The organism is Enterobacter cloacae complex sp. S3, assembly GCF_014930495.1.
GTDB lineage: Bacteria > Pseudomonadota > Gammaproteobacteria > Enterobacterales > Enterobacteriaceae > Enterobacter > Enterobacter asburiae_B.
Genome location: NZ_JADBRD010000018.1, coordinates 111776 through 137904, shown reverse-complemented (window position 1 = coordinate 137904; position 26129 = coordinate 111776). Strand labels below are relative to the sequence as shown.

At 57.7% G+C, this 26129-nt stretch carries 20 protein-coding genes; all 20 read left to right on the top strand.

The genetic code is table 11. The features are described from left to right. Nucleotides 1-2 precede the first annotated feature (2 nt). The 20 genes from tssC to IM317_RS10685 all read left to right on the top strand — a co-directional run bounded on the left by tssC (nt 3) and on the right by IM317_RS10685 (nt 26118). Entirely contained in the window at nt 3-1502 is a 1500-nt protein-coding gene (tssC, locus tag IM317_RS10780; protein WP_033145797.1) for a type VI secretion system contractile sheath large subunit, read from the top strand. Between the two features lie 367 nt (nt 1503-1869). Then, a complete protein-coding gene (locus IM317_RS10775) occupies nt 1870-2259 on the top strand; it encodes a T6SS amidase immunity protein Tai4 family protein (protein WP_048980953.1) in 390 nt (129 codons plus the stop codon). A gap of 179 nt (nt 2260-2438) precedes the next feature. Further along, nucleotides 2439-2921, top strand: a complete 483-nt coding sequence (locus IM317_RS10770) for a type VI secretion system tube protein Hcp (protein ID WP_008502640.1) — start codon at nt 2439-2441, stop codon at nt 2919-2921. Nucleotides 2922-3524: 603 nt separating this feature from the next. Further along, entirely contained in the window at nt 3525-4514 is a 990-nt protein-coding gene (locus IM317_RS10765) for a hypothetical protein (protein ID WP_033145794.1), read from the top strand. After that, the gene (locus IM317_RS10760; protein ID WP_033145793.1) at nt 4508-4924 is read left to right on the top strand and encodes a hypothetical protein; all 417 of its coding nucleotides are present in this window, start codon (nt 4508-4510) and stop codon (nt 4922-4924) included. The genes IM317_RS10765 and IM317_RS10760 overlap by 7 nt, the downstream gene beginning before the upstream one ends. Before the next feature lie 86 nt (nt 4925-5010). Then, nucleotides 5011-6774: a type VI secretion system-associated FHA domain protein TagH gene (gene tagH, locus IM317_RS10755; protein WP_033145792.1), complete on the top strand. Its 1764-nt coding sequence runs from the start codon at nt 5011-5013 to the stop codon at nt 6772-6774. Continuing rightward, nucleotides 6771-7568, top strand: coding sequence for a PP2C family serine/threonine-protein phosphatase (locus IM317_RS10750; RefSeq protein WP_014884226.1), 798 nt, complete (start codon nt 6771-6773; stop codon nt 7566-7568). The genes tagH and IM317_RS10750 overlap by 4 nt, the downstream gene beginning before the upstream one ends. 16 nt (nt 7569-7584) lie before the next feature. Further along, on the top strand, nt 7585-8583 hold the full coding sequence (locus IM317_RS10745; protein WP_033145791.1) for a hypothetical protein: 999 nt from the start codon (nt 7585-7587) through the stop codon (nt 8581-8583). Nucleotides 8584-8592: 9 nt separating this feature from the next. Next, the gene (locus IM317_RS10740) at nt 8593-9405 is read left to right on the top strand and encodes a type VI secretion system accessory protein TagJ (RefSeq protein ID WP_033145790.1); all 813 of its coding nucleotides are present in this window, start codon (nt 8593-8595) and stop codon (nt 9403-9405) included. Beyond that, the gene (gene tssE / locus IM317_RS10735; protein WP_033145789.1) at nt 9398-9961 is read left to right on the top strand and encodes a type VI secretion system baseplate subunit TssE; all 564 of its coding nucleotides are present in this window, start codon (nt 9398-9400) and stop codon (nt 9959-9961) included. Before IM317_RS10740 ends, tssE begins: the two co-directional genes overlap by 8 nt. Nucleotides 9962-9963: 2 nt before the next feature. Beyond that, the gene (gene tssF / locus IM317_RS10730) at nt 9964-11835 is read left to right on the top strand and encodes a type VI secretion system baseplate subunit TssF (RefSeq protein ID WP_033145788.1); all 1872 of its coding nucleotides are present in this window, start codon (nt 9964-9966) and stop codon (nt 11833-11835) included. Then, nucleotides 11832-12875, top strand: a complete 1044-nt coding sequence (gene tssG, locus IM317_RS10725; RefSeq protein WP_033145787.1) for a type VI secretion system baseplate subunit TssG — start codon at nt 11832-11834, stop codon at nt 12873-12875. Before tssF ends, tssG begins: the two co-directional genes overlap by 4 nt. Nucleotides 12876-12913: 38 nt before the next feature. Further along, nucleotides 12914-15529 carry a type VI secretion system ATPase TssH gene (gene tssH / locus IM317_RS10720; protein ID WP_033145786.1) on the top strand — a complete coding sequence of 872 codons (2616 nt, stop codon included), beginning with the start codon at nt 12914-12916 and terminating at the stop codon, nt 15527-15529. A gap of 24 nt (nt 15530-15553) precedes the next feature. Continuing rightward, nucleotides 15554-16972 carry a serine/threonine-protein kinase gene (locus IM317_RS10715; RefSeq protein WP_033145785.1) on the top strand — a complete coding sequence of 473 codons (1419 nt, stop codon included), beginning with the start codon at nt 15554-15556 and terminating at the stop codon, nt 16970-16972. A gap of 65 nt (nt 16973-17037) precedes the next feature. After that, nucleotides 17038-19578, top strand: coding sequence for a type VI secretion system Vgr family protein (locus tag IM317_RS10710; RefSeq protein ID WP_033145784.1), 2541 nt, complete (start codon nt 17038-17040; stop codon nt 19576-19578). Further along, nucleotides 19559-20071, top strand: a complete 513-nt coding sequence (locus tag IM317_RS10705) for a hypothetical protein (protein WP_033146548.1) — start codon at nt 19559-19561, stop codon at nt 20069-20071. Before IM317_RS10710 ends, IM317_RS10705 begins: the two co-directional genes overlap by 20 nt. A 76-nt stretch (nt 20072-20147) precedes the next feature. Continuing rightward, nucleotides 20148-20702, top strand: a complete 555-nt coding sequence (locus IM317_RS10700; protein WP_223997963.1) for a hypothetical protein — start codon at nt 20148-20150, stop codon at nt 20700-20702. A gap of 3 nt (nt 20703-20705) precedes the next feature. Then, nucleotides 20706-21146 carry a hypothetical protein gene (locus IM317_RS10695; protein WP_049014896.1) on the top strand — a complete coding sequence of 147 codons (441 nt, stop codon included), beginning with the start codon at nt 20706-20708 and terminating at the stop codon, nt 21144-21146. A gap of 157 nt (nt 21147-21303) precedes the next feature. Continuing rightward, nucleotides 21304-21744 (top strand): DcrB-related protein, encoded by a 441-nt coding sequence (locus IM317_RS10690; protein ID WP_033145782.1) that lies wholly within the window; start codon nt 21304-21306, stop codon nt 21742-21744. A 3-nt stretch (nt 21745-21747) separates the two neighbouring features. Beyond that, on the top strand, nt 21748-26118 hold the full coding sequence (locus tag IM317_RS10685; protein ID WP_033145781.1) for an RHS repeat-associated core domain-containing protein: 4371 nt from the start codon (nt 21748-21750) through the stop codon (nt 26116-26118). Nucleotides 26119-26129: the final 11 nt, after the last annotated feature.

Genomic DNA, 26129 nt, shown 5'->3' with positions numbered 1-26129 from the left:
CGATGAGCAACCAGACTCAACAACACGAGCAGCAGGCGGGTCAGGCGTTCAGCCAGGATGAATTCAGCGCGCTGCTGAACAAAGAGTTCCGCCCGAAAACCGATCAGGCCCGTTCAGCCGTCGAAAGCGCGGTCAAAACGCTGGCGCAGCAGGCGCTGGAAAATACCGTCACTTTCTCCAACGACACCTACCGCACCATTCAGAACCTGATCGCCGGTATCGACGAGCAGCTGTCGCAGCAGGTAAACCAGATCATTCACCACGAAGAGTTTCAGAAGCTGGAGAGCGCCTGGCGCGGTCTGAGCTACCTGGTGAACAACACTGAAACTGACGAGATGCTGAAGATCCGCTTTATGAGCATCTCCAAGCAGGAGCTGGGCCGCACCCTGAAGCGCTTCAAGGGCGTGGGCTGGGACCAGAGCCCGATCTTCAAGAAAATCTACGAGCAGGAGTACGGTCAGTTCGGCGGCGAGCCGTTTGGCTGCATCGTGGGCGACTACTACTTCGACCATAACCCGCAGGACGTTGAGCTGCTGGGCGAAATGGCGCGCATCGGCTCTGCGGCGCACTGTCCGTTTATCACCGGTACCGCGCCGGGCGTGATGCAGATGGAGTCCTGGCAGGAGCTGGCTAACCCGCGCGACCTGACCAAGATCTTCCAGAACACCGAATACGCCGCCTGGCGTTCGCTGCGTGAATCCGAAGATGCCCGCTATCTGGGCCTGGTGATGCCGCGCTTCCTGTCGCGCCTGCCGTACGGTATTCGCACCAACCCGGTCGACAGCTTTGACTTTGAAGAGCAGACCGACGGCGCGAACCACAACAGCTACTCCTGGGCGAACGCCGCCTATGCGATGGCCGCCAACATCAACCGCTCCTTCAAAGAGTACGGCTGGTGCACCTCGATTCGCGGCGTGGAGTCCGGCGGGGCGGTGGAAAACCTGCCGTGCCACACCTTCCCGAGCGATGACGGCGGCGTGGACATGAAGTGCCCGACCGAGATCGCCATCAGCGATCGTCGTGAAGCCGAGCTGGCGAAAAACGGCTTTATGCCGCTGGTTCACCGCAAAAACTCCGACTTTGCCGCCTTCATCGGCGCGCAGTCGCTGCAGAAACCGGCCGAGTACCACGACCCGGATGCCACCGCCAACGCGCGTCTGGCCTCTCGTCTGCCGTACCTGTTCGCCTGCTGCCGCTTTGCACACTACCTGAAGTGCATCGTGCGCGACAAAATCGGCTCCTTCCGCGAGCGCGAAGAGATGGAGCGCTGGCTGAACGACTGGGTCATGAACTACGTCGACGGTGACCCGGCGAACTCCTCTCAGGAGACCAAGTCCCGTAAACCGCTGGCCGCTGCGGAAGTGCAGGTGCAGGAGATTGAAGATAACCCGGGCTACTACGCCGCGAAGTTCTTCCTGCGTCCACACTACCAGCTGGAAGGTCTGACCGTTTCCCTGCGTCTGGTTTCTAAACTGCCGTCGCTGAAGACGAAAGATGCGTGATGAGTGTAGCCGGCCCATTGGGCCGGCTACTTTTCGGTCAATACGAGATAGCTAATGAATTTGACAGTGAAAGCGTTGATACGAAAATTCATCAGCTATTTAGCCATTTATACGTTGCTAATAATTTCATTCATGTTGTTTGTGACGGTATCCGGCTACTATCTGTTTATCTTTGACTGGCCGGCAGAAGTCCCGCGAATCGCAATGCATGGATTTTTATGCACTGGACTTAATGCATTAGCGATAGGGATATACGTTGTCGCAGAAAAATGGAAAGAGGAAAGTTAGTATTTTACGCGGACTGATGCGCTGTGGGTCTTATGGCAAAGGATATAAGGTGAAACGTTTATGTTTTTTCCTCGTATTTATGACTTTTTATGTGTATTCCGGAAATAACTATCCTGATTTTTATCAGCAGCAAACATACCGGCAGGTTTTAAAAGATTTTGTTCTGGCGCGCTGCCTGGCGCAGGTAGCAGATAAAGGCAGCCAGTTTTCTGCTGATGCTGCCCGCAGTGCGAGTGCATTCATTGAGTGGATTCCTTTTGATGCTGAAAATGGCACTGAGAAAATGGATGCGCTCATTGGAAAATACAAAGATCACATTAACGGCTTTCATGCCGAACGAAAGCCCGATGTAAAAGGCGTTACGTTAAATTGCCTGCGTCTTTATCATAGTGACGAACTTAACAAGCTGGTACCTCAATTAATTATCGGAAATCCTGATCGCACCTGGATTCAGGATAATCCGCAGTAGTAAAGACTTCACATTCTTTCCGTTCATTCAGGGGGAATGTAAGACTGTCAAATGACACGGGTCATTTGATATGAGGCAGAGGTAAAATATGGACGGTTTTATTCAGCCCCATGCTTTCCTGTTTGCCATATAAGTGCTTTTTCGAAAGCAATATTGTTCATCCACGAAGAGTAGATATTATGGCTATTGATATGTTTCTGAAGGTCGAGGGTGTTACGGGCGAATCTAAAGATTCTAACCACACCGGCTGGACTGATATTACCTCCTTCTCCTGGGGCGCTTCCCAGCCAGGTAATATGAGCGTTGGCGGTGGCGGCGGTGCCGGTAAAGTTAACTTCAACGACCTGCACGTTAACGCGCTGATCGACAAATCCACCACCGCTATCCTGAAACACTGCGCCAGCGGCAAACACCTGACCAAAGTTGAGCTGTCCGTCTGTAAAGCCGGCGGCCAGCAGGTGGAATACTCCCGCATCACGCTGGAAGATGTGCTGGTCACCTCTGTTCAGTACACCGGTGCTGACAACGGCGATACCGTTGGTGTGACCTATGCATTCCAGGCTGCGAAAGTGAAACAGCAGTACTGGGAGCAGACCACGTCTGGTGGTAAAGGTGCTGAAAGCAGCGCTGGCTGGAACATCAAAGAAAACAAAGAAGCGTAATTGCGTATGTGGCCGGGGAGTTTTCCCCGGTCATTATGATTGCTTCACTATTCGGCGCGTATTTGCGATGGAAAGAGCGTTAACGGTTATACCCATTGTATTATCATGTAGCGCCTGCATATCCCACCCTGCTCAGTTTCAGAGTTTAACTGTTAAGGTGGAAAAAAATGCACCCTGTTTTGGCGTTTCGAATGACACTGAACCAGGTGAGGTTGTGCTAGTTTATGAACCCTCTATATCTCGACGTGCAGGTAACGAATGGGAAAGCATCTTCTCTCCAGGAGCATTTCCTTCCAGCCGCTTTTTGAAATCTGAAGAGTGCCTACGCTGGGATAAAGTAGACTGGCAGTCAGGGGAGTATGATGTGGTATTACAATCGAGAAATCATAATACTATTGTTCGATATGCTACTCGCTTTATTCTCAGTATAAATTCCAGAGGCGAATTATCGCTGGTTAGAATAGAATAGAATAGAATAGGAGCGTTTTCAAATGTTGATGTTTTTAAGAAAGTGTCAACCTTTGGATATTAATTCAACTCCGTTTTTATTTAAATGGGGATGCTTATTTGTGAGCGTTTTTGTAAAAATCAAAGGGAATGAATATGGCTAGCCAATCATTAGTTAATCCGGGATATTGTATTGTTCAGCAACCCGGAACCCTGGATTTCCAGACAAGGCTTTTATTCAACGATCCAAATAGTGATGCTGCACGTTATTTCATGCAGGTTAATAGTGATGTGCAGTGGTCAAAACCTGGGCAGATGTTGATTCTTGGTGCACCGGGAAGTAATAATTCTGTGCAGCTTAAGCAATTACAGCTCGCTAAAAAGAAAGTCAACGGTGCTCTGGCCGATCTTAATTCTGGTGAAGCGAATTTCTTTAATCAACATTTTAGTACCATAGCTGCAGTCACTAATTTTATGGATAAGTCCCTTGGTGTCGTTGCTGATGCAGGTGAAAAATATTTTAGTGAAATAGAAAAAAAACTTAAATCCATTGAATTGGCTTACCAGAATCAGTACAGAGCACAAGGGACATTGATAAGCCAACAGTTTTTTGTTGAACGTCAGCGCCTCTTTTCTGAGTTGGATAGTTTATTAAACAAATTGTCCCGACTGACCTTAAAGATGAAGCCCTATAACGAATTGAAGCATGCATTAGGCTTGTCAAGCAGATCCATTGTACATGAATGGAGTACAGCCGGGGTCGCCTCTATTCGTGGTTATTCAACTTATATCGATAATGCCTCTAAGGCCGCTCGTTTTCTTAAAGCGGGAGGGTGGCTTGCAATAGGTTTTGCAGGTGCAAATACCACTAATGAAGTTTACAATGCCTGCACCGTAGGACGAGAGCAGAGTTGTTCTAAAGTCGCTGTGAAAAAATACAGCAGCTTTGGTGCAAGCCTGGCAGGGGGTATTTACGGTGGTAAATACGGAGCAATGGCAGGTGCTGGTGTATGCGTTGCGCTTGGTGTTGCGACGGGGGGCGTAGGACTGCTCGCCTGCTCTATTGTTGGGGCTGCTGCAGGTGGATACGTTGGTGGCGAGATAGCGGGCGGAGCGACTGAGTATATGATGGATAAAATATGGTGAATATAGAGAATTTATCATTATTTCTTATCGTGGTTTTATTGCTGGTTGTTGTAATTATGGATTTGTTCAGTTCTCGTTATTTCAAAAAACACGAGGCTGATTATAATCGGTTACTTTCAGACTATCGGCGCAAGGGATATGATCTGGATCTTGTAACCAACTATGCTTCTTTTTTTGGTTCGCTGGCCAATTATCAAAAAATAATCTGGTTTGTTCGCCTTTATAAAGGCGTTGAAATGAAATTCACGCGTGAAAGGCTTGTTCAGGAAGATGCTTATAAATATGTACAGTCGTTACCTGAAGAAAGAATTGGTTGGATGCTAAAATTACATCGCCGTTATAAGTTACAGGCGTTAATATTCACTCTATGGCTCATTGTTGGATTATATTTTATCACCTTCATTAAATAGTTTTGATATTCAATTTCTCAAACGCCGCCGTTCTCGCCCCGAGAGCGGCAGCGTTTGAGCGCTAATCATACCAGCAGGAATACGCCATGCGATTCACGATTATTTCTACGAAACCCGGTCATCAGCCGCCGCAAAGCAGCTGTGATTTTTACGCCCCGGGCGGCACCATTGGGCGCGGTACGGATAACAATCTGGTGTTGCCGGACAATGACCGCACCATCTCTCGTCTGCAGGCCATTGTTCACGTTGACGCCCAGGGCGAATGCCGCGTGACCAACCGTGGCAGCGTCACCCGCGTGGTATTAAATGACATTCCGCTGGAGCGAGGGCGTCAGGTTGAGCTGCAGGATGGCGACATTCTCGGTATTGATGACTACCGTATCGAAGTGACCGAACTGATCCACGATACGCAACCCGTAAGCCGTATGGCGGCAAGCATGCATCAGCAGGCGCGTCCGGCAGCCGCACCCGCGCCCGCTGCGCAACCGAAGCCGGCGAGTGCCGCACCGCGCGGGAAGGCCGAGCCAACCGCCGTGCCAACGGAGATCTGGGATAGCCTGATGCAGGAGTTCTCCATCTCTGACAGCATCTCCAGCAATCGTACAAAACCGCAGCCTGCTCCATCGCACGATCCGTTCTCCCAGCCTGCGGCCCCGGAGCGTAACGCGGAAGATCCGCTGGCGATGTTTAACGACAGCGATCCAAAGCTCGAGCGTAAGAATGTCGACCCGGACACGCTGTTCAGCGACGAAGCGTTGTTCAAAAAAGAGAGTATTTTTGACGACGTCACCCCGTCAACGCTGGTGCCGCCGGGCGAGAATAGCCCCGTGAAGCCAGAAGACGAGGCGACGGATGAGCTCGATCCGCTGGCCCTGTTTGGCGGTAAGGCCAGCGCGCCAGCCGCGCGTAATGACGACCCGCTCGGACTGATGGGCGGCGCGCCATTGACCCATCCGGATGACATTATTGCCGAAAAGCCTGCGCCAGTGCCGGAACCCGAGCAGGAAGAGGACGTGCTGGCCGATTCTCCGCTGTTCGCCCCTGAGCCGCAGGAAGAACCGCGTGCTGAAGAAGAGCCCGCGCGGCCGGATTACGCGGGCTTCACCATGCCAACGCCGCAGGCCGTTGCGCGCAGCAGCGCTCAGGCACCGAAGGGCCGTCTGCGCATTGACCCGGTCAATAACGCCGCCGCCCCAAGCGCTACGGCGAACAGCGGTGAGAAGGGCGAAGTGCTGCAGGGCGAGCTGCTGGAGGCGCTGCTGGAAGGCATGGGCCTGAGCGAAATGCAGCCCGTCCCGCAGTTTGATCGTGAAAATATGCGTCAGCTCGGGCAGATCCTCGGCATGTTCTCTCAGGGAACCGTGGCGCTGCTCTCCTCGCGCTCCATCCTCAAGCGGGGCGTGAAGGCCGATATGACCATGGTGCTGGACGATGCCAACAACCCGTTCAAGCTGCTGCCGACCGGCAAAACCGTGCTGATCCAGATGTTCGGCACTCCGATGCCGGGCTTTATGCCGCCGACCAAATCCGTGCGCGACGCGCTGATCGACCTGCAGGCGCACCAGCTGGGCATGATCTCCGGTATCCGCGCCATCATTGCCGCGATGCTGCAGTCCTTTAACCCGGAACAGCTGGAAGAGCAGGCGAAGCAGAACGGGATGACCTCTCGTCTGGCGCTGCCGGGCAGCCGCAAAGCCGCCCTGTGGGACTATTTTGTTCGCAGCTATGGCGAGACGGCTGGCGAGATTGAGGATGACTTCCACACCCTGTTCGGCGAGGCCTTCCTTCATGCGTACGACATGGAGGTGAATCAGTACAAAGACTCACAGAGCGGATCGGAAGACAAATGAATATCGCAACGGCTTCTCTCTCCCGCCAGGGGACGCGCGCCAGCAACCAGGATCAGACGGGAGAAACCATAGGGGAACGTTCAGCCTGCTTTGTCGTCTGCGACGGCATCGCGGGCCTGCCGGGCGGTGAGGTGGCTGCAGAGCTGGCCCGCAACAGCATTATCTCCCGCTTCGATGGCGACAAACATCTTAATGCGCAGCATATCCGCGACTACGTGCAGACGGCTAACCGCACCATCCTCAGCGAACAGCAGGCCGTTCAGGACTATCGCCGGATGGGCACGACGCTGGTCAGCCTGTTCATTGACCGTGATTACGGCCTGGCCTACTGGGCGCACGCCGGAGACAGCCGCCTGTACCTGTTTCGCCGGGGATGGCTGTGGCATGTGACCACCGACCATAGCCTGGTGCAGCAGATGAAAGATGCCGGTCACCAGACCGACAACCTGAACAGCAACCTGCTCTATCTGGCGCTGGGAATTGAAAACGGCGGGCCGGAAGCGAGCTACAGCGACGTGGTGCAGGTTGAAGACGGCGATGCATTCTTACTCTGCACCGACGGGTTCTGGCACGGCGTTAGCGAAGAGCAAATGAAGCAGTCGCTGCATATGGTCAATACGCCGCAGGAGTGGCTGACCTTAATGAACCAAATCATTCAAAAGAATGGCGAACAGGAGGGGAATGCTCAGGATAACTATACTGCCCTGGCGGTATGGATGGGCAACCCTCAGGACACCACTTTGCTGCACACCCTCTCTGACGCAGCGCAATTTCTTCCCTGCGGAACTGATTAGACACACAAGGAACGATATGAAACTTTGGCTATCGGGTTTGGCACTTCTGGCGGTCACCTCCACCGCGCAGGCTGAGAATTTCCGCATCGTGCAGTCGCCTGCGCAGAAGCTGGATATCTGGATCGACAACATTAAAGACAACACGCCGCAGAGCTGGTGTAAGCCTGAGGTGGCGCTGCGCATTGTGGCGAACGGCAAGAAAGACGTCTCCGTGCTGGAGAACTTTGTGCCGCGTCTTGGCTCCCTGCTGGAACACCAGTGCAGCAAAGTGAATAAGCTTAGCTGGACGCTAAACGATCCGGCGGGTACCACGCTGGCGCAGGGTACGGCAGGCAAAGCGCAGGACTGGGCGCTGGTGGTGAAACAGGACCAGGCCGCGCCTGCTGCGACCGTCACCGCAACCCCAACCAGCGGCGCGCTGCTGCCGCCGGACCAGAACGTGGCTTCCCGCACCGTCGCGGCTGACCGCACGCCGTGGCAGGAATTCACCCTGCAGGACGGCTGCCACCTGCGCACCTTCTGGGAAGGAGGCGCTTCCGCTCCGGCGCTCTTTATTCCGGATTCTGACACCACCCGCTGCGGTAACGGCAGCTGGCTGAGTGGACACACCGTGGTTTCACAGTCCCGCAACGGCGGACAGAAAGAGATGGCGGTGACGTATATCCACGGCTTCCCGGTGACGGGTCTGAATCAAAGCGCCGATCCTGAAAACGCGCTGATCACCTCCGTCAACAAAGAGCGCATGGTGTTCAGCACCCCAAACAGCGACCAGAGCTGGATGATCCTGCCTTACGATAGCGCCCTGAACAGCTGGAAAAGCAACGGCACCGTAGCGGTGGAGATTTCCCGTGAAATCGCCAGCGACGATGCAAAACTGCAGGCGCGTATTGCGGCGGTGAAAAAAACCTGGAGCGCCTGGGTTGCACCCGGCACTCCGCTCAATATCGTCCTGATTGACACCCTGCGTCCTCAGCTGCGCGACCCGGCCGTCGGCGCATGGCGCGCGGCGAATTAAGGAGTGGCTATGAATACGCTCTATCAACACCTGGCGGGCGAGTCGCTCAGCGATGCGCTGGCGCGCCTTGAAGCTGAAATCAAAGCCCGTCCGGCGGATGCCGACCTCCGCGCCGCGTTCGTGCAGTTTTTAACCCTCAGCGGCAACTGGACGCGCGCGCTGACCCAGCTGAAAAGCTGGCTGGCGCTGAAGCCTCAGGCGAAGCCCACCGTCACGCTGCTGGAGCAATCCATTCAGGGCGAGCTGCAGCGCGCGCAGGTGATGGCGGGACAGGCGCGTCCGGCTATGCCTGAAACCCAGTGGCCGTGGCTGACGACCCTGGCCGCGGCGCTGAGCGAGGAGGGCGAGCGCGCCCGGGCGCTGCGTCTGGACGCCCTCGATCGGGCTGAAGCCATCCCCGGCCAGATTATCCTCGAAAACGAGGAGACGCAGGCGTTTGACTGGCTGATGGACGGCGATGCCCGTCTCGGCCCGGTCTGCGAAACCATCGTGAACGGCCGTTATTTCTGGCTGCCGTTCAGCGCCATCGCGGAGATCCGTTTCCAGGCGCCCGCCAGCGTGACCGATCTGGTCTGGCGTCACGCGCTGGTGCGCCTGACCGACGGTACGGAGCAGGTGTGTCAGATCCCGGCGCGTTACCCGTTTGCTGCCGATGCCACTGATGCGGTCAGGCTGGGCCGCACCACCGAATGGCAGCCGCTCGACGAAGACGGCACTCTTTACGAAGGCAGGGGCCAGAAGGCCTGGCTGAGCGAGCAAAGCGAATACCCGCTGCTGTCCTTAAGCCTCGTGACGTTTGCGACGGATGGAGCCGATGAGTAATCCCGCTGGCGAAGGCGATCTGCTGCGCAGCGGCTGGCAAGCCCGCAGCAAGCAGGAGAAGGTGGGGGCGCGCGACAAAATGCAGCCCTCGCTGCTGGATCGTCTCACCGATAATGAGCCGGAAAAAAAGCGCGAGTCGGCCAACAGCAATCTGATCACCCACGCCGCCCTGCGCCGCAACGTCCTGCGCGATCTGCAGTGGCTGTTTAACACCATCAACCACGATGCCTCCGGCGATTTGAGCGCCTTGCCGCACGTGAAGCGCTCGGTGGTCAACTTCGGCGTCGCGCCGCTGGCCGGGAAAAGAATGTCGGATATCGAATGGCACGACATTCAGCGCAAGCTCACCGAGGCCATCATCAATTTTGAGCCGCGCATTTTACCGCAGGGGCTGCAGGTCCGCTGCGTGTCGGATACCTCCTCGCTGGATCTGCACAACGTGCTCTCCATCGAGATCAAAGGGCGTTTATGGTGTGTGCCGTACCCGCTGGAGTTTCTGTTTCGTACCGATGTCGATCTGGAAAACGGCCATTTTGAACTGAAAGATGCGGGGTAATCATGGAAAGTAAACTGCTCGAATACTACAACCGCGAGCTGGCCTACCTGCGCGAAATGGGGGCCGAGTTTGCCGAACGCTATCCTAAGGTCGCCGGACGGCTGGGCATGCGCGGCATCGAAGTGGCGGACCCGTATACCGAACGTCTGATGGAGGGCTTCGCCTTCCTGACCTCCCGCGTGCAGATGAAAATGGACGCAGAGTTTCCGCGCTTCTCCCAGCGTCTGCTGGAGATGATTGCCCCTAACTATCTCGCGCCCACGCCGTCGATGGCGATTGCGGAGATTGAGCCCGACAGCAGCCGGGGCGACCTGAGCAAGGGCTTCATTGTGCCGCGCGGCACCATGATGGACAGCCTGGCGCTAAAAAAAACCGGCGTGACCTGCAGCTATACCACGGCGCACGAGGTCAACCTGCTGCCGCTGAAAATCGACAAGGTCGAGCTGGGCGGCGTGCCCGCCGATCTGCCCCTGGCGCAGCTGGGACTGAGCCAGCGGGGGATCGGCAGCGCCTTAAGGATCCGCATCGCCTGCGACGGCCCGCAAAACCTCGGGCACCTGGATTTCGACCGTCTGGAATTTTTCCTCGGCGGTCCGGACATTGAAGCGCTGAAGCTGCTGGAGCTGGTGATGGAGCATCACGCCGGGATCGTCTGCCAGACGGTCAGTCCGCAGCCGCAGCGACAGCTGCTGGCGTCGGACGCGCTGCGCCAGGAAGGCTTTGAGCCTGACCAGGCCCTGCTTCCGGACGATCTGCGCAACTTTGACGGCTATCGCCTGCTGCAGGAGTATTTCGCCTTTCCGGCCCGCTTCCGCTTCATTAGCCTGAGCGGTCTGGGCACGCTTATCGAACGCTGTGAAGGCGAAAAAGCCTTCGACATCTTCATTCTGCTGGATAAGTCGGATGAACAGCTGGAGCGCGTGGTCGATGCCAGCCATCTGGCGCTGCACTGTACCCCGGTCATCAACCTGTTTCCCAAGGTCGCGGCGCGTCAGAAGCTGAATGAAGGCCAGCATGAATACCATCTGGTGGTCGATAATATCCGTCCGCTGGATTATGAAATTTACGCGGTCAAAAAAATCTATGGCAGCGCGGACGGCCAGCGCGATGACCAGACGTTTCGTCCATTCTGGAGCACCTGGAGCGGCGATGCGGGCAACTACGGGGCCTATTTTTCCCTGCGCCGCGAACAGCGCGTGCTGTCCGAGCACGCCCTGCGCTACGGCACGCGCACCGGCTATATCGGCTCGGAGGTGTTTGTTTCGCTGGTGGATGAACAGCACGCCCCGTGGCAGGACAACCTGCGCTATATCTCTGCCGAGGTGCTCTGCACCAGCCGCGATCTGCCGCTGATGCTGCAGCAGGAGCTCGGGCAGTTCATTATGGCCGACTCCATGCCGGTGAAATCCCTCACCCTGCGCAAAGGCCCGACGCCGCCGCGTCCGGCGCTGGCAGAAGGGTTCAGCACCTGGCGGCTCATCAGCCAGCTGCAGATGAACTACCTCAGCCTGATGGACAGCGAAAACGAAGACGGCGCGGCCGCGCTGCGCCAGCTGTTAGGGCTGTACGCCAACCTGGCAGAAACGCCCGTTGCGCGTCAGGTGGAAGGGGTACGCCACTGCGTGCTGGAGCCGGTTCACCGCCGCGTGCCTGAACCCGGCCCGGTCGTTTTCGCCCGCGGGATCGGCATCACCCTGACGGTCGATGAGCGTGCCTTTTCCGGCGCCAGTCCGTGGCTTTTTGGCAGCGTGATGGAACGTCTCTTTGCCCGCCTGGTGTCCATCAACAGCTTTACGGAGTTCACCCTGAAAAGTCAGCAGCGCGGCGAGATTGGCTACTGGGCGCCGCGCATGGGTAAAAGGGCGCTGATATGAGTGACGCTGCCACTGCACCGCTGCGCGTGCATCGCCTGACCCGGCTGCCGGACGCGTTCTGGCAAGGGGTTCGCGAGACGCCCTGGCGCTACGACCTGTTTCAGCTGTTAAGGCGCATTGATGCCCAGGGCGGCGAACGCTACCCGCTGGGACGCGCGCCGCTGCCGAAATTTGAGCCGCTGCGCATCGGCCAGCAGCCGTCGATGAGTTTTGCGCCGTCGACGCTGGCTCAGGTCCGCCAGCGGGAGGAAAGCGGGCTGCACGAGGTGTCTATCCTCAGTTTCGGCCTGTTTGGCCCGAACGGCCCGCTGCCGGTCCATATGACCGAATACGCCCGCGAGCGAATTTATCATCATCAGGACACCAGCCTCAGCGCGTTTGCCGACCTGTTCCATCATCGCCTGGCGCTGCTGTTTTACCGCGCCTGGGCGGATGCGCAGCCCACCGTCTCCCTCGATCGCGCTGATAACAAGCGCTTTGAGGGCTACCTGGCGTCGCTGATTGGCATGGGCCAGCCGGGGCAGATGAACAAAGGCAGCCTGAGCTCGCATGCCCGCTTTACCCACGCCGGGCACCTGACCCGTCACGGGCGGGATCCGGAGGGGCTGGAGAAGATCCTGCGCAGCTATTTTAAAGCGCCGGTTAAGCTGGTGAGCAACGTGCCGCAGTGGATGCCGCTTTCCACGCGCGAGCAGGCGCAGCTGGGAGCAGGGCGCCGCATGCCGCGCATGGGGGAATCCGCCTTTCTCGGCGTTGCCGTCCGCGACGTGCAGCATAAGTTTCGCATCGAAATTGGCCCGCTGAGCGCGGAGGAGTACAACCGTTTTCTGCCGGGTGAAGCGTGGGTCACCGAGCTGCGCGACTGGGTGCGTCAGTACGCCGGGGTGGAGTTTGAATGGGAAACGCGGGTGATCCTGCGTGAAGACGCGGTGCAGGGCACCACGCTCGGCAGCAATGGGCGATTAGGCTATAACACCTGGCTGGGCCTTCAGCCGCAGCCTGTCCCGCGTGGCGATCTGGTGTATCGCGCAGAGCGGTAATCCTTCCGTATACCGAATCATTGTTAATGGAAACTAACATGTCAGAAATTAGCCGTGCCGTGCTTTTCGGCAAACTGGATACGCTGTTATTTACCTCTCTGGAAAGCGCCACTGCGTTCTGCAAGCTGCGCGGCAACCCGTACGTTGAGCTGGTGCACTGGCTGCATCAGCTGATGCAGCAGCAGGATGGCGATCTGCAGCAGGTCATCCGCCACTTTGCCCTCGATGAACAGCAGCTGACCCGCGATATCGTGGCCGCGCTGGATGTCCTTCCGCGTGGCGCCAGTTCCGTTTCCGATCTCTCCGAGCATATCGACAGCGCCGTGGAGCGCGCCTGGGTGTTTGGATCACTGAAGTTTGGCGTCAGCCGTATTCGCGGCGGTCATTTGCTGATCGGCATGCTGAAAACCTGGAATCTGGCCAACGTGCTGAAAAGCATCTCGTCGCAGTTCACCCGCCTGAACGTCGAGGTGCTGATTGAGCAGTTCGACGCGATTTGCGCCAACAGCAAAGAGACGCAGCAGGCCGCTGCCGCCGCAGACGCACCGGCGGGTACGGTACCGGCGGCGCAGGGGACGCTGGCCCAGTACGGCCAGGACCTGACCGCCCGCGCCCGCGAAGGGAAGATTGACCCGGTTGTCGGGCGCGACGAGGAGATCCGCCAGATGGTGGATATCCTGATGCGTCGCCGCCAGAACAACCCGCTGCTGACCGGGGAAGCCGGGGTCGGGAAAACGGCGGTGGTGGAAGGGCTGGCGCTGCGTATTGCCGACGGCGACGTTCCGGAGCCGCTGCAAAATATTCAGCTGTGGCTGCTGGATATCGGCATGCTGCAGGCAGGCGCAGGCATGAAAGGCGAGTTTGAAGCTCGTCTGCAGGCGCTCATTAACGAAGTCCAGTCCAGCGCCACGCCAATCATTCTGTTTATCGATGAGATCCACACCCTGATTGGCGCTGGCGGCCAGCAGGGGACCGGCGATGCGGCGAACCTGCTGAAACCCGCGCTGGCGCGAGGTCAGCTGCGCACCATCGGCGCCACCACCTGGGCGGAATACAAAAAATACATCGAGAAAGACCCGGCGCTGACCCGTCGTTTCCAGACGGTGCAGGTCCACGAGCCGGACGAAGCGAAAGCCATTCTGATGCTGCGCAGCACCGTGTCGCCGCTGGAGACGCACCACCAGGTGCTGCTGCTCGACGAAGCGGTCAGCGCGGCGGTGAAGCTGTCGCATCGTTACATCCCGGCGCGTCAGCTGCCGGATAAAGCCGTTGCGCTGCTCGACACCGCCTGCGCCCGCGTCGCGGTCAGCCAGAGCGCGCCCCCTGCGCAGCTGGAAGACTGCCTGCGCCACCTTGCCGCGCTGGACGTGGAAATTGAGATTGCTGAACGCGAAGCGCGCGTGGGAGCCGGTGACGCCGATCGCGTAACCGCTTTACTCGCCGAACGCGACGCGTATGAGACAAAACGCGAAGCCCTGGCCCAGCGCTGGGAAGAAGAGCGCAGCCTGGTGCAGGAGATTATCCGCCTGCGCGCGGCGCTGTTCGCGGCGGGCGATGACGATAGCGCCGAGCTGCGCGGCCAGCTGGCGGAACAGCAGCAGGCGCTGAACGCCCTGCAGGGCGATGAGCCGCTGCTGTTTGCGGCGGTGGATGAAAACGTGGTTGCCGCGGTGGTCTCTGACTGGACCGGGATCCCGCTGGGCCGGATGGTGAAAAACGAGATCGACGCGGTGCTCAACCTCGCCGACACGCTTAACCAGCGCGTTATCGGCCAGCGTCACGGTCTGGATCTCATTGCCCGCCGCGTGAAAACCTCGCGGGCGAAGCTCGACGATCCGAACAAACCGGTGGGCGTCTTTATGCTGTGCGGCCCGTCCGGCGTCGGTAAAACCGAAACCGCGCTGGCGCTCGCGGAATCCCTGTACGGCGGCGAGCAGAACGTTATCACCATCAACATGAGTGAGTTCCAGGAAGCGCACACCGTTTCCACCTTAAAAGGTGCGCCTCCGGGGTACGTAGGGTATGGTGAAGGCGGCGTGTTGACCGAGGCCGTGCGCCGCCGCCCGTACAGCGTGGTGCTGCTGGACGAAATTGAAAAAGCGCACCCGGACGTCCACGAGATCTTCTTCCAGGTCTTTGATAAAGGCTGGATGGAAGACGGCGAGGGGCGCCACATCGATTTCCGCAACACCATCATTATTCTGACCTCCAACGTCGGCACCGACCTGATTAGCGCCATGTGCGCCGATCCGGAGCTGATGCCGGAGCCTGATGCGTTAAGCGGCGCCCTGCGCCAGCCGCTGCTGGAGGTCTTCCCACCGGCGCTGCTGGGCCGCCTGCTGGTGGTGCCGTACTACCCGCTCAGCGACGAGATGCTGGGGCAGATTGTTCGCCTGCAGCTCAAGCGCATTCAGCGTCGTCTGGAAGAGAATCACAGCATTATTTCTGAGTTTGACGACAGCGTGGTGGAACAGATTGTTCAGCGCTGTACCGAGGTGGAGTCCGGGGGCCGCATGGTGGATGCTATTCTGACCAACACCTTGCTGCCTCAGATGAGCCAGATCTTACTTACCGCCAGCCGCAGCGACGAGCAGTACCGACGTCTGCACGTCACCTGCGAGCAGGGCGAGTTTCACTGTCAGTTTGCCGCGTAATAATCATCAAGAGAACTGTAAAAGATGACGGATAATGATAACAATCGGACTGTCCCAAACGCGCTCCCGGTCGGGTACCGCTTCAACGAGTTTGAAATCAAAGAGGTGATCGGCGGCGGCGGTTTTGGCATCGTCTATCGCGCGTGGGATCACCAGCTCGAACGCACTATCGCTATCAAAGAATTTATGCCTTCCTCACTCGCCGTGCGCGGCGACGACATGACCCTTGTGCTGCGCAGCGAGCGTTTTGGCAAAGCGTTTTCCGCAGGCCTGAACAGCTTTATTCAGGAGGCGCGTCTGCTGGCGCGCTTTAACCATCCGAACCTGCTGCACGTCCTGCGTTTCTGGGTGCAAAACGACACGGCCTACATGGGGACGCTGTTTTACAGCGGCACCACGCTTTCGCGCCTGCGCGAGGAAAAGCCGGAGCTGATCAACGAGGCCTGGATCCGCCGCACGCTGCCGATGCTGTTCGGTGCGATCAAGACCATCCATAACGAAGGCTATCTGCACCGCGACATCTCGCTGGATAACATTCAGATCCAGGATAACGGCCTGCCGGTGCTGCTTGATTTCGGCTCCGCGCGCCGCACCATCGGTAACCTTTCCGATGAAACGGAAACCATGCTGCGCCCGGGCTTTGCGCCGATCGAGCAGTACACCGACGATAACGAAAGCGAGCAGGGCCCGTGGACGGATATTTACGCCCTCGGCGCGGTGCTGCGTACCCTGATTGTGGGTTCTCCGCCGCCGGTCAGCGTGGTGCGCTCGATTCAGGATACCTGCAAACCGCTGGTGGAAATCATGCCGCAGGGCTATTCCATTCCGCTGCTGCAGGCCATCGACCGCGCGCTGGCGCTGCACATGGAGGACCGTCCGCAGTCAATCGACGAGTTCGCCGCGCTGATTGAGATGCCAGTCGCAGGGATCAACGACGTGCTGACGGCGAAAAAGCCCGGCACGATGCTGGTTCCGGTCGAAGACGAAAAACCGGCTTCGCTGCTCGACTGGCGCCGCTACAAGATCCCTGGCATGGTTGCCGCAGGCGTGCTGGTGGGTATTGTCGCCGGGGCGATGCTGTTCAGCGGCGGTAACGATGCTCCCGAGCAGGCTGCACAGGCACCGGCAGAGACGCGTCCGACTGAGACCTCCGCAAACGCGCCGGACGTGAAGCCGGAAACGGCGAAGGTTAACGAGCAGGCGACGGCCCAGCAGACTCCGCCGCCTGTGGAGAGCCCTGTTGCGCTGGTCTATATCCGCATCCTCGACGGCGAAACGCTGAAAGTGAACGGCGAGCCAAAAGCGCTGCGTCCGGCGACCAACGGCTATGCATCGCTCAAGCTACCGGCCGGTGAGGTGAAGATTGAACTCCAGGGCAACGGAAGAACGCGTGGCCAGACGCTGGATATCACCAAGCCGGGCACCTGGCTGGTGAACCCTTAGAATTACGCTCAGTCACAGATGCGAACCTCTTTTCTGAATCGCATAAGCTAGATGGAATAAAGATTATGCTCAACCGAATTACCGTTCAGCTCCCGGTGGAGGGGCTTCTGTTCTGGAAACTGACGGGCCGCGAGGCGATGTCCGAGTCGTTCGCGCTGACGCTGACCGTGCTCGGCACGGACGCGCGCATTGACCGCAGCAAGCTGCTGGGCCAGCCGGTCACGGTGACCATCCCGACGCAGAACCTGCTGACGTCCCGCTATGTTAACGGCAAAATTACCCGCGTGGCGGTCAGCGCCGTCGAGCTGACGGGCACCCGCTATGCGGTGTACCAGCTGACGGTTGAGCCGGACCTGTGGCCGATGAAGCGCGACCGTAACCTGCGTATCTTCCAAGGGCAGACGGTGCCGCAGATTGTGAAAACCCTGCTGGGCGAGCATCAGGTTAACGTTGAGGATAAACTCACCGGCAGCTACCGGGTGTGGGACTACTGCGTGCAGTATCAGGAGTCGAGCCTGGACTTCATCAGCCGCCTGATGGAGCTGGAGGGGATTGCCTATCACTTCAGCCACGAGGCGGACAAACACACCCTGGTGCTCACCGACGCCGCCACGCAGCATCAGCCGTTCAGCGGCTATGAGGTCATTCCTTACCACCAGACGCCGTCCGGCGGCAGTACGGACGAAGAGGGCATCAGCCAGTGGGCGCTGGAGGACAGCGTGACGCCGGGGATTTACAGCCTCGACGACTATGACTTCCGCAAGCCGAACGCGTGGCTGTTCCAGGCCCAGCAGAACCCGGCGTCGCCGAAGCCGGGCAGCATCGACGTGTACGACTGGCCGGGTCGCTTTGTGGACAAAGGCCACGGAGAGTTTTATGCCCGTATTCGTCAGGAACGCTGGCAGGTGGAGCATCAGCAGATTCAGGCCACCGCCACGGCGGCGGGGATTGCGCCGGGCCACACCTTCACCTTAACCAACGCGCCGTTCTTCAGCGACAACGGCGAGTATCTGGTGACGGCGGCGGGTTACCACTTCGAAGAGAACCGCTACGCGAGCGGCGAGGGTGAAACCATTCACCGCACCGATTTTACGGTCATCCCGTCGGCGGTGGTCTACCGTCCGGCGCAGAACACGGCGTGGCCGCGCACCTACGGCCCGCAGACCGCGAAAGTCGTGGGGCCGAAGGGCGAGAGTATCTGGACGGACAAATACGGCCGCGTGAAGGTGAAGTTCCACTGGGACCGCCTGGCGAAGGGCGATGACACCAGCTCCTGCTGGGTGCGCGTGTCGAGCGCGTGGGCGGGCCAGGGCTACGGCGGGGTGCAGATCCCGCGCGTCGGCGACGAGGTGGTGGTGGACTTTATCAACGGCGATCCGGATCGTCCGATTATTACCGGACGCGTGTACAACGACGCGAGCATGCCGCCGTGGGCGCTGCCTGCCGCGGCGACGCAGATGGGCTTTATGAGCCGCACGAAAGACGGTTCCGTCGACAATGCCAACGCCCTGCGGTTTGAGGATAAAGCGGGCGCAGAGCAGGTGTGGATCCAGGCCGAGCGCAACATGGACACTAGCGTTAAGAACGATGAAACGCACAGCGTCGGCGGGGCGCGCAGCCATTACGTGAAGAAAAACGAGCTGCACCGCGTGGAAGCGAACCAAACCCAGGCCGTGAAAGGCGGAACCGAGATCCTGACGGGGAAAGGCAAGCTGGATGCGGCGGTGGAGCAGTATGTGATTGCTTCCGGGACGAAGCTGCGGCTGGTCTCAGGTGAAAGCGCCATTGAGCTGAATGCCAACGGCAAGATTAACCTGATCGGCAAAGAGTTTAACTTCTTCGTGGAAGGGGATGGGTATATCACCACGGGCGGTAAGCTGCATCTGAATACCTCTGGCACCAAGCCGGGCACAACGGCACCAGGATCGGGGCATAAAGGGGATATTGATGCGGCGGTGCAGGAGAAATTTGCGCCGGGAAAGGAGAGTAAGGCTGGTGTGGCTGCCAGCGCACCTGCCGAAGCCTCTAAAAACGCTACGCCTCCAGCCTCCAATGCTCCTTCAAGCGGATATGGCAAGGATGTAGATAGTCTTGTCGATAAATCACCGACCATGAAAAATGACATAGCTACGTTAAAGAAACGAGGCTGGACATTTGAAGAAGGTGAGGCAGGTAAGGGGACGTTTGCCAATCGTCAAAAGCGAGTTATTACCGTTGATAAAAACGAGCTCGGTAATCCGAATGCGGTTGTTCAGTCTCTGTCGCATGAAAGTGGTCACGCTTTATATGAACCCAACATTGATTTTTCTTCGCGCGACGCCTATCTCAACAGCACACTCAGTGATGAAGGCGCTGCAACGTTGAACAATATCCGGGTCCAACGCGAAATCATAGCCAACAAGGGTGGGGATATCGGTATTGCGGGCAATCCGGCAAATCAGACACAATATAATCGTATTTATGATTCCCTCGAACGTGGAACTATAAAGGAAAGTGAAGCGCGAACGCAGATAGGCCTTATCTTTGGCAAAGGCGAGCAAACGTCCACCACAGGGCAATATTACGAAGATTATTATGGCGGTTGGTATGATAAAAATTATCCATAGTCTAAAAACGGGTGCGGTGCTTGTGGCTTTATTAACGACGGGAATGGCAGGAGGTAACATGCAGAAACAGGATCTTTGGCAGTTCATTGCACAAATGAGCGCATCACTTAAAACGTTGTCCGTTACCAGTCTGAGCAACGCTCCGTTGTCGTTCAAGCTGACGAAACAAAATGAATATATCAATTTCTACAATGCCGACGATATCAAACTGGCGGATGGAACGAACATTACTGCAATTGATTTACGTTTAAGTAAAGAAAGTGACGGTATGGCACCGTTACTGAATTTTTCACCGTCCGGCCAGTGCATCACTCTCGATACCGTTAAAAAGCATTATCCGCAGCTGACGCTAACTGATTATCCACGAGGCCGCTCTGAGAACGAAGTGACCAGTTATACAGCGCCAAAAGATATGAATGGACAAAAGGTGAGCTTCAGTTTCACCGTGAAAAATCCTGACTGTCTGGGTTCAGTCGTCATAAGCGCCGAATAAGAAACGCTGCTTCCATGTCCTGGCGATGTTTCCAGTGGTGAGAAGCGCAATAAATATTCATTGAATGACAACTAATGTGAAAAAACACACTCCGACATTTCTTTGTTCTGCCCTGATGTTTACCTGTCTGGGCAGCAATGTGGTTTTGGCAGAAGCTATGCCGTCCGTTCTGACAAAACAGGATTTTTCCGTCAAGGTTAAAGGCCAGCCTGTCGCATTAGGCGACAGATGGACTCCTGATATTGCCCGTAAAATTGACGTGCCGCTTGAAGGCCATTTTGTCGGTGAGATTCCTTTTGACGGAACGAACTATAAATTCTACCAGCATCAAAAGGATGGTTTAGAAATATTCACTTCCAATCTCTGGTGGGATAAAGCAGAAAGAAGCGTTGATGATTATATCGTCTCCCAGATTACGCTGACTGCCTCAGATATTTTAACGCCGCGTGGAGTTCATGTGGGTTCAACAATCAGAGCACTGAACAATGCATACGGCGATGGCCAGGTTGAAAATGATTCCGGGGAACAGTGGATTTCCTATGAATTGGGTAAGAAATTGCTCTCTTTTGAGGTTAAAGACAGTAAGGTTGTGAAAATAACCATGAATTACGAAAATGGTTCTTCAGAGTGATTTATGACCAAAAAATATCTGGCAGCCGTATTGTTCACGGCTTTATTGGCTGGCGTCGTTGAAGCGTCATCGGCGCTTGAATTATCGCAATACAATAAGCTCGAAACGGTTAGCCGCATCGTTAACGATAGCGAAGTGACAGACAATCTCAGGGCGTTGCTGGGAAATCATTACCAGACCTTTATTGATAACTTTGATGTCTTCGGTGAACCGCATACCACCGCAGGTGGCGGATTGTTTGTTGAAGGCTGGCTAAAAGATCTCTATCTGGAGAACGCGTCAGCGCTGGTTATCGATCCTGACGGCAAAATCTTTGCGGCCTGGGTGGTTCCGGAGTCGGACGTTATTCATTACCAGTCTTCAGATAATAGCCCGGTTATTAATGCCGATATTCAGCAGTGGGCTGCCAGATTTGATGCGATGCATTTTGCAACGAACAACTAATCAAGATTATGCACCCGCGAAATTGGTTGTCAGCAAAGGCGGCCATGTTTTAGTCGAACAGTCAGGTCAATGGCGTAAATAATAAAACAGCCAGCAAGAGGGCCAGCATGGATTGCCCTTTTTGTTTCTCACAATATTAATCATCCCGAGTTCACTTATGAAATACACCCTCCAGGAAGGTTCGTTTTCCCTTTTTCCTGCTGCCTGGCAGGATAACAGCATGAACATTATTCGCGATGACGAAAGCGGGCTGTCCGTGGTGGTCAGCCGCGGCGTTATCCCCGATGGCAGCGACTATGAACAAGAGTTCCACCGCCAGTGGGATGTGCTGCGTCCTCAGATGGGCGAAATTGCCCAGAGCGAATTCCGGAAGGTAAAAGCCGGGCCTGACGGAAAAATTAACGGGCTGGAAGTTGAAACCACCTTTGACCGTAACGGGCAGCGCCTGTGGCAAAAACAGCTGGCCGTGCAGACGCCGGGCAAACCGGTATTGATGATTTTTACCCTCTCGGCACTCAGGGCATTCACCGAAGAGGACGAGGTGCGCTGGAGCGCGCTTAAGCAGAGTCTGACGCTAAACGACAACCGGAATGTGTAAGGCATGAGCGATAACAAGGCGGCCCGTAAGGGCGACGAGATTATTCACTCCAGCATTTTTGCTGACATCACCAGCATTGTGGCGGAGGGTGCCGCCTATGCGGTGATCGGCGCGGCGGTAGGCGCAGCTGCAACCGTAGCGGCGCCATTGCTGGGCGCAGGGGCGGCCGCAGCGGGCGTGGCGGCAATTGGATCCAGCTGTCTGTTAAGCGGAATTATCGGTGGCGTGCTGGCGAACGTCGCGGGGATCACCGACGATATCAGCAACGCCGCTGAGGGGTTAGGTAATGCGCTTTTCCCGCCGTCGCCTGCGGGTAAAATCACTACCGGTTCCAGTAACGTTCTCACCAACGCAATCCCCGCCGCGCGCGCGGCAGGCACGCTGACGCCCGCCGATACACCGTCCCCCGAGCCGCAGTCGCCGGGCAGCTTTGCCGATTACGCGGGCATGCTGCTATCCGCCGCCGGTCAGTTTGGCAGCGAAATGTGGCAGCCGAGCGTGGCCTCTGCCGCCGCGGGAACCTCGCCGCTGGAAGAGGACAAGGTGGCGTGCGAAAAGCACTCCGGGCCGCAGTATCTGGCGGAAGGCTCTAAAAGCGTCTTCATCAACGGGCAGCCCGCGGTGCGTGCCAAAGATCGCACCACCTGCGAAGGCACCGTTTCCGACGACGTCTCCCCGAACGTGATCATCGGCGGCGACACGCTCACGGTCCGCGATATCAAAAGCGGTAAAACGCCGGGTCTGGCGCTGGGGATGATTGCGCTCTCGCTGCTGCGCGGGCGTCCGGGTAAGATCCTGAAAAACATGCCCTGCGCGCTGGCGGCGGCCGGCGGCGGGATGCTGGCCGATATGGCGGTGAATGCCGTGTTTGGCTCCTCGCACCCGGTTCACGCCGCCACCGGCGTGAAGGTGCTGAATGACGACGACGAACTCGATTTCTCGCTGCCGGGGCGCTTTCCGCTTCGCTGGCAGCGCAGCTACAACAGCCTGACCACCCGGGAAGGGCTGTTCGGTCTGGGCTGGGCAACGACCTTTGATAGCTATCTCACGCTGGAAGACAACAACGCCACCTGGTTCGACGAAACCGGGCGCGAGCTGAGCTTCGAGCTGCCGCCTGTCGACCGCGCGTTTTACAGCATCAGCGAAGGCATCATTATCCGCCGCAATGAGAGCGGCGACGTGGCGATTGCCGACGATGACGGCGCGGTGTGGCGTCTGTATAAACCGACCCGGGCGAATCCATCTATCCTGCGTCTGGCCTCCCTCAGCGACGAATACGGCAACGCGCTGCTGACGGAGTGGGACGAGCACGGCAGGCTGGTCGGCCTTCACGACGAGCCGCGGGCGATAGACGTCACCCTGCGCTATGACGATGAACGTTTCCCGCAGCGCGTTACCGCTGCCAGCCATTTTGACGGCAGCCAGGCCTGGCCGCTGATGCAGTGGGGCTACGACGCGCGCGGCCAGCTGGCGAGCGCGACGGATGCCTCCGGCGTGGTGACGCGTGAATACCGCTATAACGAGCACGGGCTGATGGTCTGGCACCGGATGCCGGGCGGTCTGGAGAGCGAATACCGCTGGAAAAAATTCGATCACTGGCGCGTGGTGGAAAACCGCACCAGCACCGGCGACGGCTGCCGCTTTAGCTACGATTTAGCCGCCGGGTTGACGACCGTTGAGCACTACGACGGCCAGACGCGCCGCCACTACTGGAACGCGCAGAATCTGATTGTCCGCTACGTTGACGAGCGCGGTGAAAACTGGCGCTACGAGTGGAACGAGAACGAGCTTCTGACGCGACGCATCGATCCGCTCGGCAATGCCGTTACCTTCGTCTACGACGAAATGGGCAACCGGGTTCAGGAGATCGACGCCGACGGTAATACCCGCACCACCGCCTGGCTGGAGCACCGCGCGCTTCCTGCGGCCATTATTGAAGCCGACGGCAGCGCCACCCGGTTCTGGTACGACGAACATCACGGGCTTAAGCGCGTGGTGGACCCGATGGGGCAGACCACGCAGCTACGCCGGGACGAGTTCGGCCAGGTCGTTGAAGAGGTCGATGCCGCCGGAAACAGCCGCTACCAGGAGTACAACGAGGCCGGGCAGATCGTTCGTTCGACGGACTGTTCCGGGCGTATTACCCGCTACCGCTATCACCCGCTGGGCTGGCTGGTGGCCGAGACTGGCGCCGACGGGGAAGAGACGCGATATCGCTACGACGCAGCAGGGCGTCCGGTGCAGCTCGATCGCCCGGAAGGCTGGACGGAATCGCTCAAATGGAACGAACGCGGCCTGCCGGTGAAGCATGCGGGCGCCGACGGTAAAGAGAGTGAGTTCAGATACGATGAGGCAGGGCGATTAACCGCGACGCGTAATACCCAGGGTGAAGAGGTCCGTCGCCGCTGGGACAGCCGCGGGCGTCTGATTTCCCTGGAAAACGAAAACGGCGAAGCGTATCAGTTCCGCTGGGGCGCGGACTCGCTGCTGCTGGAAGAGGTGGGGCTGGATGGCGTAGCCTCGCAGTATCGCTATGACGCCTGCGGACGCACGATAGCACGCACGTTTGCCGCCGGTCATCCTGAGGCCATCACCCATGCCTTCGCCTGGAGCGCGAGCGGCCAGCTGGTCGCCCGCACCACGCCGGAGGGGCAGACACGCTATCACTACACGCCGTCCGGGCTGTTAAGCCGGATTGGGCTGCATCCTGCGCTTGCAGCCGACGCGTGGACCACCGCGGCAGAGCAGGAGCTGGCCTTTGAGTATGACGCGCTCGGTCGCGTGACGCGCGAGGCGGGCGAGCACGGCGAGCTGGCGTGGGAGTATGACGCGCTGGGCAACCGCACCTCTATCACGCTTCCCGATGGCCGCGAGCTCAAGCAGTTTTACTACGGCAGCGGGCATCTGCTCAGCATTGCTCTCGATAAGCTGTCGGTCTCCGACTTTACCCGCGACGAACTCCACCGGGAGACCAGCCGCACTCAGGGGCTGCTGACCACCCGCAGCGAATACGATCGTCTTGGGCGACTGCATCGCCGGGACGTCTTTACCGGCAATGCGCAGCGCCCGTCGCCGCGCCGCTGGTCCCGCCGCTGGGATTACGACTACCGCAATAACCTGGTGCGGGAAGAGCGGGACGATAACCCGTTCAGCTGGTACCGCTGGCAGTACGACAGCGCCGGGCGTCTGCTCATTCAGGACGGCACGCTGCCCGGACAGGAGCAGTGGCGCTGGGACGCTGCCGGTAACCCGCTGGAAGGGGCTGCCGAGAAGGTCACGCACAACCGCCTGACGCAGCTGAGCGGCATTCGCTGGCGTTATGACATCCACGGCCGCACCGTGGAGAAGGATAACGGCCAGACCCGCTGGCACTACCGCTACGACGGTGAACACCGCCTGACGGAAGTCATCAGCCAGCCGCGGGACCGCAATAAACCGCAGACGCAGGTCAGCTTCCGCTACGATCCGCTCGGGCGACGTATCAGCAAAACGCGACGCCAGATGCTGGGCGGACAGCCAACCGGTAAGCCAGTGACCACCCGGTTTGTCTGGGAAGGGTTCCGCCTGCTGCAGGAGGTGCACGGGGATGTGCCGCTCACCTACGTCTACAGCGATCAGGACAGCTACGATCCGCTGGCGCGTATTGACGGCGTGGATGCTCCGGAGATCTTCTGGTTCCACTGCCAGCCCAACGGCACGCCGGAGCGGATGACGGATATCGAAGGGCAGGTGCGCTGGGAAGGGGTGAACAGCGCCTGGGGCAAGCTGCTGCGGGAAAGCGAGACGCAGGTATCAGGATATTCTCAGAACCTGCGCATGCAGGGGCAATACCTGGACCGTGAGACAGGGCTGCACTACAATCTGTTCCGGTATTATGACCCGGACTGCGGGCGGTTTACGCAGCAGGACCCGATAGGACTGGCGGGGGGGATTAACCTTTACCAGTATGCGCCGAACGCGCTGGGTTGGGTGGATCCGTGGGGGTTGGCATTAAAGGGAGTTGACTTTACAGGAAGTCCAGATCTTTTCCCTACCAATGGAACGAAACAGAATATTGTATCTATTACAATGCAAGGAACTCGAGATAGAGATTTCACCGAGGCTTTCAAGGCAGCCGGTATTTCTAAAAGCGAAGCAACCGGATATACATGGCATCATGTCGATGACTTTGACCCAGCCACAGGAAGGACAACAATGCAATTAGTAAAAACTTCTGCGCATGAAGCTACTTTCCCACATAAAGGCTCAGTCTCACAATTCGAGAAATATTTTGGCGTAAAATATGGTTCCCAAGAAGCCATTGCTGTTTCTCATTCTAAAGGCTGGTTGAAGGGGCGTGTCCCGAAAAAATTGCGTGCAAACTGTCACCAGTGAGGTATAAATCT

Bases quoted from the DNA above. Each gene is read 5' to 3' on its own strand.
- tssC (WP_033145797.1), top strand. From the start codon at position 3: ATGAGCAACCAGACTCAACAACACGAGCAGCAGGCGGGTCAGGCGTTC.
- IM317_RS10775 (WP_048980953.1), top strand. From the start codon at position 1,870: ATGACTTTTTATGTGTATTCCGGAAATAACTATCCTGATTTTTATCAG.
- IM317_RS10770 (WP_008502640.1), top strand. From the start codon at position 2,439: ATGGCTATTGATATGTTTCTGAAGGTCGAGGGTGTTACGGGCGAATCT.
- IM317_RS10765 (WP_033145794.1), top strand. From the start codon at position 3,525: ATGGCTAGCCAATCATTAGTTAATCCGGGATATTGTATTGTTCAGCAA.
- IM317_RS10760 (WP_033145793.1), top strand. From the start codon at position 4,508: ATGGTGAATATAGAGAATTTATCATTATTTCTTATCGTGGTTTTATTG.
- tagH (WP_033145792.1), top strand. From the start codon at position 5,011: ATGCGATTCACGATTATTTCTACGAAACCCGGTCATCAGCCGCCGCAA.
- IM317_RS10750 (WP_014884226.1), top strand. From the start codon at position 6,771: ATGAATATCGCAACGGCTTCTCTCTCCCGCCAGGGGACGCGCGCCAGC.
- IM317_RS10745 (WP_033145791.1), top strand. From the start codon at position 7,585: ATGAAACTTTGGCTATCGGGTTTGGCACTTCTGGCGGTCACCTCCACC.
- IM317_RS10740 (WP_033145790.1), top strand. From the start codon at position 8,593: ATGAATACGCTCTATCAACACCTGGCGGGCGAGTCGCTCAGCGATGCG.
- tssE (WP_033145789.1), top strand. From the start codon at position 9,398: ATGAGTAATCCCGCTGGCGAAGGCGATCTGCTGCGCAGCGGCTGGCAA.
- tssF (WP_033145788.1), top strand. From the start codon at position 9,964: ATGGAAAGTAAACTGCTCGAATACTACAACCGCGAGCTGGCCTACCTG.
- tssG (WP_033145787.1), top strand. From the start codon at position 11,832: ATGAGTGACGCTGCCACTGCACCGCTGCGCGTGCATCGCCTGACCCGG.
- tssH (WP_033145786.1), top strand. From the start codon at position 12,914: ATGTCAGAAATTAGCCGTGCCGTGCTTTTCGGCAAACTGGATACGCTG.
- IM317_RS10715 (WP_033145785.1), top strand. From the start codon at position 15,554: ATGACGGATAATGATAACAATCGGACTGTCCCAAACGCGCTCCCGGTC.
- IM317_RS10710 (WP_033145784.1), top strand. From the start codon at position 17,038: ATGCTCAACCGAATTACCGTTCAGCTCCCGGTGGAGGGGCTTCTGTTC.
- IM317_RS10705 (WP_033146548.1), top strand. From the start codon at position 19,559: ATGATAAAAATTATCCATAGTCTAAAAACGGGTGCGGTGCTTGTGGCT.
- IM317_RS10695 (WP_049014896.1), top strand. From the start codon at position 20,706: ATGACCAAAAAATATCTGGCAGCCGTATTGTTCACGGCTTTATTGGCT.
- IM317_RS10690 (WP_033145782.1), top strand. From the start codon at position 21,304: ATGAAATACACCCTCCAGGAAGGTTCGTTTTCCCTTTTTCCTGCTGCC.
- IM317_RS10685 (WP_033145781.1), top strand. From the start codon at position 21,748: ATGAGCGATAACAAGGCGGCCCGTAAGGGCGACGAGATTATTCACTCC.